Origin of the sequence: Bradyrhizobium sp. (assembly GCF_036009065.1) — a bacterium.
GTDB lineage: Bacteria > Pseudomonadota > Alphaproteobacteria > Rhizobiales > Xanthobacteraceae > Bradyrhizobium.
Genome location: NZ_DASYMN010000145.1, coordinates 18,625 through 28,632, shown reverse-complemented (window position 1 = coordinate 28,632; position 10,008 = coordinate 18,625). Strand labels below are relative to the sequence as shown.

Below are 10,008 nucleotides of genomic sequence, written 5' to 3'. Positions count from 1 at the left end.
CGCCTTCGGCGCCAATCCGAGCGACAGCTCGTCGATCAGAAGGAGCTTTGGGCGAGCCATGATGCCGCGCCCGATCGCGCACATCTGCTGTTCGCCGCCGGACATGGTGGTCGCGCCCTGATTGGATCGCTCCGCAAGAATGGGAAAGATGGAAAACACAAAGTCGAGATCGCGGGCAATGTCCGGCGCACTGTCCTTGCGCAAATAAGACCCGAGCATTAGATTGTCGCGTACGCTGAGAGTCGGAAACAGCCGGCGCCCTTCGGGGACATGGATCAGCCCTTTGCCGACGATGCGGTCGGCGCCCACATTTCCGATCTCTTCGCCCTCGAACGTGATGCTGCCGCTGCGTGCGCGCACCATGCCGGAAATCGCCAGCAACAACGTCGTCTTGCCGGAGCCGTTGGGCCCAACGATCGAGACGATCTCTCCCTTCGGCACGACGAGGTCGACGCCCCACAACACCTGCACATCGCCATAGCCGGCGGTGAGACCGGAGACGGTAAGGATCGCAGGTTTCGACGCCCGCTGGTCAGACGCAGCTGGAACGGCGCTCACGACTGCGGTTCCGATGCAGGCTGGCGGGCAGCCGCAACGGCGCGACGCGATGCCGCCAGTTTCACGGCATCGACGATTTCAGGGTAAGCCGAGCAGCGGCAAAGATTTCCGGTCAGGTAGTGCCGGATTTCCTCATCGGTCGGATTGGCATGGGTGTCGAGCAGTTGTTTGACCATCATGACGAAGCCGGGTGTGCAAAAGCCGCATTGAAACGCGGACGCGTCGATGAAGGCTTGCTGCACCGGATCGAGCGTCGGCCCGCTGCCGAGGCCTTCGATCGTGACAACCTTTGTGCCATCGACGAACCAGGCCAAATACAGGCAGGACGAGACCGCCTTGCAATCCACATAAACCGTGCAGCACCCGCAAAGGCCCTGGCCGCAGCTTTCGCGCGCGCCCTTCAGTTCGAAGCGCTGCGAGAGCATGTCGATCAATGTTTCGTGCGGCATGATGCTGGCCGAGACCGGCGCGCCGTTAAGCGTGAAACGAATGGTGCGTGCTTCGGTCAAGCTATTCCCCAGCGAGTGGTGTGCCGTTTTTAATTTGAATCGCCCGGAATATCGATTCCGGCGTCAGCGGCAAATCCGTCAGATGGACCCCGATGGCATCCGCGATGGCGTTCCCAATCGCCGGTGAAAGAGCGATCGTGGAGCTCTCGCCTACGCCCTTGGCGCCGAAGGGGCCGGTGCTTTGCCGTGAAACCACATATTCGTTGACGAACTCACGCGGCATATCGAGCAGCGACGGGATCTTGTAATCGGCGAGCGACCCGTTGGTGAGCTGGCCGTCGCGGAACACCATGTTCTCCGTCATGGTGAAGCCCAGCTGCATGATTGCCGCACCGGAAATCTGCAATTTGACCAGCTGGGGATTCAACGCGACGCCGGCATCGACGACGTTGACCAGTTTGGTGATGGTAACCCGGCCCGTCTCGGTATCGATCTCGACTTCGGCGGCGTTACCGCCGACGCCCCAGAACGGCGTGGCGGCGAGCGATTGACCCGTTTCGGGATCGGGCTTTTTGTAGGCCGGGATAAAGCTTCCGGTACCGATAATATTTCCGGCCTGCATGCCGTATTTTTTTCGCAGCAGTTCGCTCAGGGGAAGGTTGTTGTTCGGCGGCAAACCAAGTTCGGACGCGAGTTCCCCGATCTTGCGCTTTGCATCTTCTGCCGCAAGTCGCACCGCCGTTCCCATATGGAATGTCGATCGCGAGCCGAGCGTGCCCATGTCGTACGGCGTAACGTCGGTATCGGGGTGGATCACTCGGATCGATTCCGGATCGAGGTTCAGCACTTCCGCGGCGATTTGCGCCATGACGGTGTCAGAGCCCTGCCCCATATCGACGGTGCCGATGTAGAGACCGCAACTGCCGTCGCCGTAGAGATTGACGATCGCAACCGAGGTGGTCGGCGACGTGATACCCTTTATCCCGATCGCGATGCCGCGGCCGCGCCGGATCGAACCGCTGCCTTTGTCGAACGGCAAATGCCAGTTCATCCGGTCGAGCAGGTGGTCCAGCACTTTTTCGAGCGCGGCATCCTGCACGATCGTACCTGACGCCTGGGGCCGGCCTTCCTGGAGCAGGTTCATTCGCCGGATCTGAATCTTGTCGATATTGAGCGCTTCGGCGATCAGGTCCGTATGGGACTCGTAAGCCCACGCCGTCTGCGGCGCACCAAAGCCCCGCAACGCGCCGGCTGGCGGGCGATTGGTATAGACGGCATAAGAATCGATCGCGACATTTTCGATGTCATACGGGCCAGCCGACGTGAAGCCCGCCTTCTGCGTGACACGCGGTCCGATATCCGCGTACGCGCCGCCGTTCCAGACGACCTTGCACCGGCGCGCGATGATCTTGCCGTCCTTATTGACACCGCTCTTGATGGTGAAAGTACAGGCGTGCTTGGTGACCATGAAGAACTGTTCTTCCATGGTCAGCGATATTTTTACGGGCCTCCCGACCAGCAACGACAGCCCGGTCACCAGCGCCTCAAGCTTGATATAGAGCTTGCCTCCGAAACCGCCGCCGAGATGGGGGACCTTCACGCGCACGCGGTTTTCCGGCCAGCCCAGCAGTCGCGCGATTTCGATGCGAACGAATGACGGCCCCTGCGATGCGGTATGAAGTGTCAGGCGCCCGTCCTGCACGTCGGCCACGGACACGAATGGCTCCATCGGAGTATGCATGGCTTGCTGAGCGCGGAAGGTATGCTCAAAGACATGATCAGCGGCTGAAAAACCCGCTTCAACGTCGCCACGTACCAGCTTGTAGTCCAGCGCGATGTTGGTGTCTCCGCGCCCCTTCAGGTGCTGCAGATCGGGGAACGTTGCCGCCGGTTTCAGTTCGTCGTGGACGCGAACGTCCGACGTCATCGCTTCGATTTCGTCGTAGACCGCAGGAAGTTCCTCATACTCGGCAGTGATCAGCCCTGCAGCCTCTTCAGCGATGCGGGGGTCGGCGGCGAGCACCACCGCAACCGGCTCGCCGGCAAAACGGACCTTGCCGTCTGCCAGGATCGGCTGATCATGAAAGGCCGGGCCGTAATAAGGATGGGGAATGACACTGCGAATGTCGTCAATGGTAACGACCCGGAATACGCCTTCCATTGCCTGTGCCGCCGAGACGTCGAGACTCTTGATGCGCCCGTGCGGTATCGTGCTCCGAAAGATCTTGCCATGGAGCATGCCCGGCAGCTTGATGTGGTGCACGTATTCGGTACGGCCGGTCACTTTTTCGCGCGCTTCGAGGCGCTGCACTGAACGGCCGATACTGCGGGATGGCAATGCGGTCACCATGACGTCAGGCTCCGGCGATCGATTGAATGGCGCGCGCCAGATGGACGCGCAGCAGATGAGTTTTGTAGGCAGCCGATCCGCGACTGTCGGTTTCGATATCGACCTCGGCTACCGCGGCATCGCCTGCGCGCACCAGCGACCGTTCATCGAGATCCTGTCCGCGCAACGCCTGCTCCGCAGCCACGAGCCGGGTCGGCTTATCAAGCGCGGCGCTGAGCACAATTCGGAGATCCTGTACGCGCATTCCGACGAATTCGGCGGAGACCGCAATACCCAGCGCAGGCCAATCGTGTGTCGCGCGTGTTGTCACCTTGACGTAAATCGATCGCCACGTTGGACGGACCGGCACGCGCAACTCGGCAATCAATTCACCGTCGGAGATTGTCGTCTCATAATAGCCGGCGAAGATGTCTTCAACGGGAATGACCCGCTCCCCGGTCCGACTCACGACACGAACAGCTGCAGCCAGCGCCGTCCACACCGGCGGCAAATCGAGGTGCGGATCGCCATGTGCGAGGTTGCCGCCGACGGTGGCGACATTGCGGACCCGGACATTGGCGAGCGTTCGCATGGTCTTGACCACCACGGGGTGGTGCATCTGAACGAGTGGCGAATGCTCAAGTTCGGAAAAGGTCGTCATCGCCCCCACCAACAGGTGCGAGCCATCCTCACTTAACGATAGTCCTTTAAACGGCGCTCCGAGATGCCGAAGGCTGACAAGCCGGATCGGCTTGAAAATCTGCGCTTTCATCATAAGCATCAGCGCAGTACCGCCGCCGATCGGTCGAATTGCCGGATCGTGACGGTCGAGCAGCGAAAGCGCCTCACTCAAAGATTTTGGCTCGGCAAGCTCGAACTGCGACATCTCTACCCTTCTAGAATACGAAACCATGGCCTACGCATCTCGAGCCCAACGACGAGGCAGGTAAATTCACGTACCCGCCACACCCGGAAGGGCGAAAGCTGATGTTAAGTTCGCAGACCCATGCAAATCTGTCAACTTTTTAGGACGGTTTCATCACATGCCTTCCCTGTTACGTCATATAATTTTGAAACTATTAGTCTTTCTGTAATTTCTTAGCGAGCAAATATCCGTACAAACACTGATTTTCGCCCAAATGATGCAAGAAGAGACACCGTTTGCCGCGCAAATAATCACCTAACGGTACGCTGTACACAAATTGGGATTGATCCAATGACCGTGAAATCAGAGCCTTTGTGCTCCGAAATCACATAAGGCTAGGTATTTCGGCGATCGTGAAAGGCGCGCGCCGGCTCAAACAGCAATTCGCAAATGGGAAGAACCGGAGCTCAATGCCGAGCACGAGCCAGACGCATCCCCGGGGATTCGGGCGAGGTACCGCTCGACGCGTTGCTTCTCAAGGTGGTGGTTTGAGTCGGGCTCATTATCCGGATATGATCATCAGCCAGGACTGCAGCCTCCCAACGATACGGCAACGCAGGGGTCTTCGATCCAGTCTTGGTGAGTCAGCGATTGTAGGCAGGTGCAACACCGCGCAGAGTCTTCCATATGTCGTCGACTCGTGCACTGGTCTCGTCATCCGGCGCCTCTCCTTCCGCGGCGGTGAGATTGGCTTCCAGGTGCTGCATGCTTGAAGCCCCAATTAGCACGCAATCAACGTGAGCACGGCTAAGCAACCAACGATAGGCAAGTTCGAGAAGCGTCATCCCAGCATCGGCGGCTATACCTCGAAGCCGTTCAACTGCGTGGAACTGAGAGTCATTCCAGTAACGGCCTTGGTAATGGGTATTCGAAAAACGACTTCCGGCCTGGGGCTGCTGTCCGGCGCGATGCTTTCCGGTTAGTAGACCCCCGGCAAGGGGATTATAGACGATATTAAATAATCCATGATGACGCGAGCATGCGACGTACTCTTCCTCAATCCTGCGAGCCAGTAGGTTATACATTTGCTGAGAAATTTGCAGCTTTGGCAGGTTCTTGTGCGTAGCGATGCAGTTCAACTCCGTGATCTGCCACGCCGCAAAATTTGATTGGGCTATATATCGGATCCTACCTTCACGTACGAACTCGGCGAGGCAAGCGAGAGTCTCATCCAGAGGAGTGTGTTTATCCGGGGTGTGCAAGTAGTAAACGTCCAGATAGTCGGTATCGAGACGGCGAAGAGTTGCTTCAAGCGCGCGCGTGATCGACTGCCGGCTGAGTGGCTGATCTTCATCTCGAGACATGCCGACCTTTGAAGCCAGTTGAATTTCCCGACGAAATGGCTTGACAATGCGCCCAAGCATCTCTTCCGAACGCCCATCATTGTAAGCATTCGCGGTGTCGAACATAGTGATACCGGCATCGCGACAACGCCCGACCATGCGCTCACCAATGGGCTGATCAACCTGCGATCCGAAGGTCATCGTTCCTAAGATTAAGCGCCCGATGAGCAGGTCAGTATTTGCGCGGCGTGGTTTTAAATCGATCTGCATAGCTCGCACACGGTTGCAAAATGAAGGTAGGGACACTTCTCGATACAGCTCGGATGCTGACGGTTGTGCCGACGGCTTCTACCAAGCTGCAGGCTCCTGCCATGTAGATTCTATCGGCGCGTCAGCAGCAGCGACCGCGTCGTAGCCCCACAGCCAATCACGCATCCATGAGCCTGTTGGATCACTTGCCATTTTTGCCGCAAGTCTCCGGTTACGCTCTCGGATCTGTACAGCATCGGACATATGACTGGGCTTCTCCAGTTCTCGGGATCGACGTTGAACGTAGTTAGCGCGAGGCAGCCTTCTGCGCTCGTAATCCTCAAGCGCGGCAACCACGCCATCAGCGTTTGCGCGCGCAAGACAACGGCCGATAACGACGGCGTCTTCAAGCGATTGCGCTGCGCCGTTTGCTAAAAATGGCCACAGAGGATGGGCAGCGTCACCGATTACTGCCACGCGACGATCTACATACCGGGCAAGCGGAGGACGATCAAAGATACCCGTGATGAAAGCCTCCTCCACGAGATTAATCATCGCTGTAACTCTTGGGCAGGAACCGTGAAATGATCCACGCAGTTGGGTGATGTCTCCATGCGTTTTCCAGGATTCGGCGTGAACTTCGCTGGAAGGTACGACACCAAGGAAGTTCAATTGCGAACCGCCATTCACCCAGTATGACGTTATGCTCCGATGAGGTCCCCACCATTGATAGTGCCAGCGATCGAGTCCTAAGACTTTTGCCTTCTCGTACGGAATGAGCGACCGCCACCCGAGCAGTCCCGAGAACACAGGTTCTTCGGGTGGCACCAAAGTACTGCGCACAACGGAGTGAATGCCATCTGCGCCCACCAGCACCTCGCCCGTTACAACGGCGCCGCCTTCAAGTTCGACGGCTACTCCTCGGTCGTCTTGATGGACGCGTACACACCGCGATCCTAGCCTCACCTTGCTTGACGGAACCGACCTTTTCAGTAAGTCCAGAAACTTTCGGCGATGGATTTGGAAATAGGGTACCCCGTACCGCTTCTCCGCGTACTCGCCAGCAGGCGTATCATAGATAACTTCGTCGGTAATGAGATCACGGTAGGTACTACCTTCGCTCATTGTCTCGGTTTTTCTGAGCTCGTCGACGAGACCGAGATACTCGAGTACCCGGGTCGCGTTGTTGGTGACCTGGACTCCAGCACCGATCTCGGTCAATTCGGGCGCTTGTTCAAGGACGATGTAATCGTCGACCCCGCTGCACGTCAGCGCTCGAGCAGTCGCCAAACCCGCGATCCCACCGCCTACTATTACGACTCTCATCTGCTCTCCTCGGCTTCCTCAGAGTACTTTCTTTCAATGTTCTGATCTTGAAGCGCTGCGTGGCCGTCAGGAGGGCCGTCGCCGAACTTCTTGAGGCGATTGATCCCGACGTTCCGGGATATCTGGTGCGCTCAACGGCGGCTGCCCCGCTGCATTTCGCGGATTCATCAATTTATGAATCTCGTCACGAACCGATCTAAAGGCCTCGGGAGCGGCGTAATCGCTCGTTTTGTATTCAGCGAGGATTTGTGCCGGCGAGCCGAACACAAGTACACGCGTGCCGAGAAAGAAGGCTTCCTCGATATTATGCGTCACGAGTAGCGCGGTGGCGCCGCGCTCCTGGCAAAGGTCTCGGAAATCCTTTCGGAGTGCCCAGGCCGTAACTTCATCCAAGGCAGAAAAGCTTTCATCCAGCATGAGCACCCTTGGTTCGATCGCGAATGCGCGCGCCAAGGAGACGCGTTGGCGCATTCCACCCGAGAGCTGGCTCGGATAAAGATCCTCAACACCGTTCAAATGTACGCGTGCCAGCCATTTGCGCGCGACTTGTTTGCTCTGCTCTTTCCCGTGACCCATGATGTTCAGGCCCACCCGGGCATTGTCCAAGGACGTAAACCACGGCAACAGATTAGGGGATTGGAAAGCCATCCCTATACGACCTTGAAGCTGTTTGTGCTGCGCGTAGGGATCAAGGCCGGTAACCATCACCGAGCCGGACGTCGGCGTGCGACTACCAATGAGCAGGTTCAACAACGTAGATTTTCCGGACCCGGTGCTTCCGAGGATCGCCACTCGCTCGCCCTCTTTGACCGAGAAGTTGAGTTTGTGAATGGCGACCGTTTCGCCAAACTGGACTGTAACGTCCTCTACCCGGATGACATCCTGATCCTCGCCTGTTCCCGTCATCGGACTACAGCCTCCTCGCGCCAGCTTAGCAGCCACCACTCCGCGGCAGCGCTTATCCGGCTAACGCCAAAGCCCACGAAAATAAGAATGACGGTCCATGCAAAAATCTGATCCATTCGGAAGTTGGCCAACGCGTGGGCCATCCGCTCACCTACGCCCGAGGTTGCCCCGATCATCTCGGCGAAAACCAAAATTCTCAGACACAGCGAAGCAGCGCTGCGTACTGACAAAAGCAAATAGACGAACGATTGCGGGATGAGCAAAATTCTAATGATCTGAAGTCGCGTCGGGCGAAATTGGTTGATGGCTTTCACCAGGTCGCCGTCGATATCGCGCAGCCCCTCGTACACGTTCAGTGCAAAAAAAGGCATCCCGATAATGAAACATATTAGAATGATGCGTATTTCCACACTCGAAATCCACAGCACCGAGACCAATATCCATGACAGAGCAGGGACCGCCTGAATAATGTTCAAAGCCGGAAGCATGAATTGCCCGACCGCTGTCCGGAAGGCTCCCATGAAAAGTCCGATGGACCAGCCGACCATGATCGCGAGAACCAGCGCGACTGCAAACCGCGCGATGGTGATGGATATATCGCTCAAATCGGTCGTCAGTATGGTATACAAGGCCCTGACGATCGCCACCACATCGGGAAAAAGATAGGGCGGCAGAAACAAGCTTGCGAACTCGACAAGCGCGAGAAAGACAATAACGACTACAAGCGTTCCGCGATTGCGTCCGAGAACTCGGCCCGGGATGCCTAAACCAAAGCGCTTCGCAATTCGGTCCATCGTCCGCCCCGAGCGTGGGGACGACATGGCGGCTTCGGCGGACGCGCGAGTTGTGTCCCGTGTTTTGTAAAAATTCTCGGGGTCGCTTGACACGGCATGCTCTACTGGGTTGCCTTCCGCTCCAGGCGGCGAATTGCGGGTCAGCGATAGTAATAAAAGCTTTTCTTGTCGGGCAGCGATTTAAGGCCGCCCTGATCAACTACTAGCTGCAAGTCGTCGTGAAGCGCGCCGACGTCTTCCGCGGTGAGCGGATGTATGTCGATGGGATTAGTAGTTCCGCTTAACACCTTTTCGATTATTCCCGCCTCCAGCTGGATCAGTTCGCGATAATCCTTATCGGCCTGAGCTGGGTTCTTCTGAAGCCACGCGGCTGCCTCGGCAAGCGCCCGTGTCTGTCTGATCTTAACGTCGTCGGGCATATTGCCGTGAACGCCGATAACAAGCCGCCAGGATTTATACTTCTTCAGTTCATCTGCAGACAAAACAACATGAAGGCCTGGCATTCGCACCATAGAAGCCGTCGTAAACGGCTCCCAAGCCAAGGCATAGTCCGCTGTGCCGGCAACCACTTGAGCCGCACCTGATCCGAGGTTATTGACGGAGACAACCTCGTAGTCCATTTTCGCCTTCAAACCGAAATGCTGATCGATCTGCGCTTGCATCGACAACCATACGCCCGCGGCAGCGAGAGCTGTAATGCGCCTTCCGCGCAACTGATCAGCAGAGACAATCTTGTCGCCTTTGCCGAGTAGTACAACGGATTTATCCGGCTCGGCAGTTGCGATCACTTGGACGGGAATACCCTGCACGGCTTGTGTTGCGAGGCTCGAGGCAGGAACAAATGTTGCGTTATAGTCACCTCTAACCATTGCTGGGTAGAGATCTTGCGTATTCGCAAAGATTCGAACCTTGACGTCGAGCCCGTATTTTTGTTGTAGAGCCTTGTCGTCGGCCAATCGCTGAGGCACGAGAACCGATGTGACGCCTCCGCGCAATGCACCATAGGTGACTTGGTCGGGACCTTTGGCTGCACTTTTCTTGTCGGCTTGCACGTCTTGCGCTTCGGCTCCGGCTCCCAGCAGAACGAACGGAATGATTAGGGCAAATCTGGTCCAGACGTTTAGCGTGCCGCCCTTATTCGATTTCATCATTGTCGCTCCGCTGCCGCATGTCGAGATGCGTGTCGTTC

At 57.2% G+C, this 10,008-nt stretch carries 9 protein-coding genes; all 9 read right to left on the bottom strand.

The window, feature by feature from the left end; all coding sequences use genetic code 11:
• A partial coding sequence (locus tag VGP39_RS08860; RefSeq protein WP_327567728.1) for an ABC transporter ATP-binding protein occupies window positions 1–558 on the bottom strand: 558 nt, incomplete at its 3' end.
• A complete protein-coding gene (locus VGP39_RS08855) occupies window positions 555–1,067 on the bottom strand; it encodes a (2Fe-2S)-binding protein (RefSeq protein ID WP_327567727.1) in 513 nt (170 codons plus the stop codon). The genes VGP39_RS08860 and VGP39_RS08855, both read right to left, overlap by 4 nt.
• A 1-nt stretch (window position 1,068) precedes the next feature.
• A complete protein-coding gene (locus VGP39_RS08850) occupies window positions 1,069–3,357 on the bottom strand; it encodes a xanthine dehydrogenase family protein molybdopterin-binding subunit (RefSeq protein WP_327567726.1) in 2,289 nt (762 codons plus the stop codon).
• A gap of 4 nt (window positions 3,358–3,361) precedes the next feature.
• On the bottom strand, window positions 3,362–4,222 hold the full coding sequence (locus VGP39_RS08845) for a xanthine dehydrogenase family protein subunit M (protein WP_327567725.1): 861 nt from the start codon (window positions 4,220–4,222) through the stop codon (window positions 3,362–3,364).
• Between the two features lie 623 nt (window positions 4,223–4,845).
• Complete coding sequence (locus VGP39_RS08840) at window positions 4,846–5,814, bottom strand: aldo/keto reductase (protein ID WP_327567724.1); 969 nt, start codon at window positions 5,812–5,814, stop codon at window positions 4,846–4,848.
• 78 nt (window positions 5,815–5,892) lie between these two features.
• Complete coding sequence (locus VGP39_RS08835) at window positions 5,893–7,119, bottom strand: FAD-dependent monooxygenase (protein WP_327567723.1); 1,227 nt, start codon at window positions 7,117–7,119, stop codon at window positions 5,893–5,895.
• Window positions 7,120–7,185: 66 nt separating this feature from the next.
• Window positions 7,186–8,025 carry an ABC transporter ATP-binding protein gene (locus VGP39_RS08830; RefSeq protein ID WP_327567722.1) on the bottom strand — a complete coding sequence of 280 codons (840 nt, stop codon included), beginning with the start codon at window positions 8,023–8,025 and terminating at the stop codon, window positions 7,186–7,188.
• Window positions 8,022–8,819 (bottom strand): ABC transporter permease, encoded by a 798-nt coding sequence (locus VGP39_RS08825; protein WP_327567721.1) that lies wholly within the window; start codon window positions 8,817–8,819, stop codon window positions 8,022–8,024. The genes VGP39_RS08830 and VGP39_RS08825 overlap by 4 nt, the downstream gene beginning before the upstream one ends.
• Window positions 8,820–8,959: 140 nt before the next feature.
• The gene (locus VGP39_RS08820; protein WP_327567720.1) at window positions 8,960–9,970 is read right to left on the bottom strand and encodes an ABC transporter substrate-binding protein; all 1,011 of its coding nucleotides are present in this window, start codon (window positions 9,968–9,970) and stop codon (window positions 8,960–8,962) included.
• Window positions 9,971–10,008: the final 38 nt, after the last annotated feature.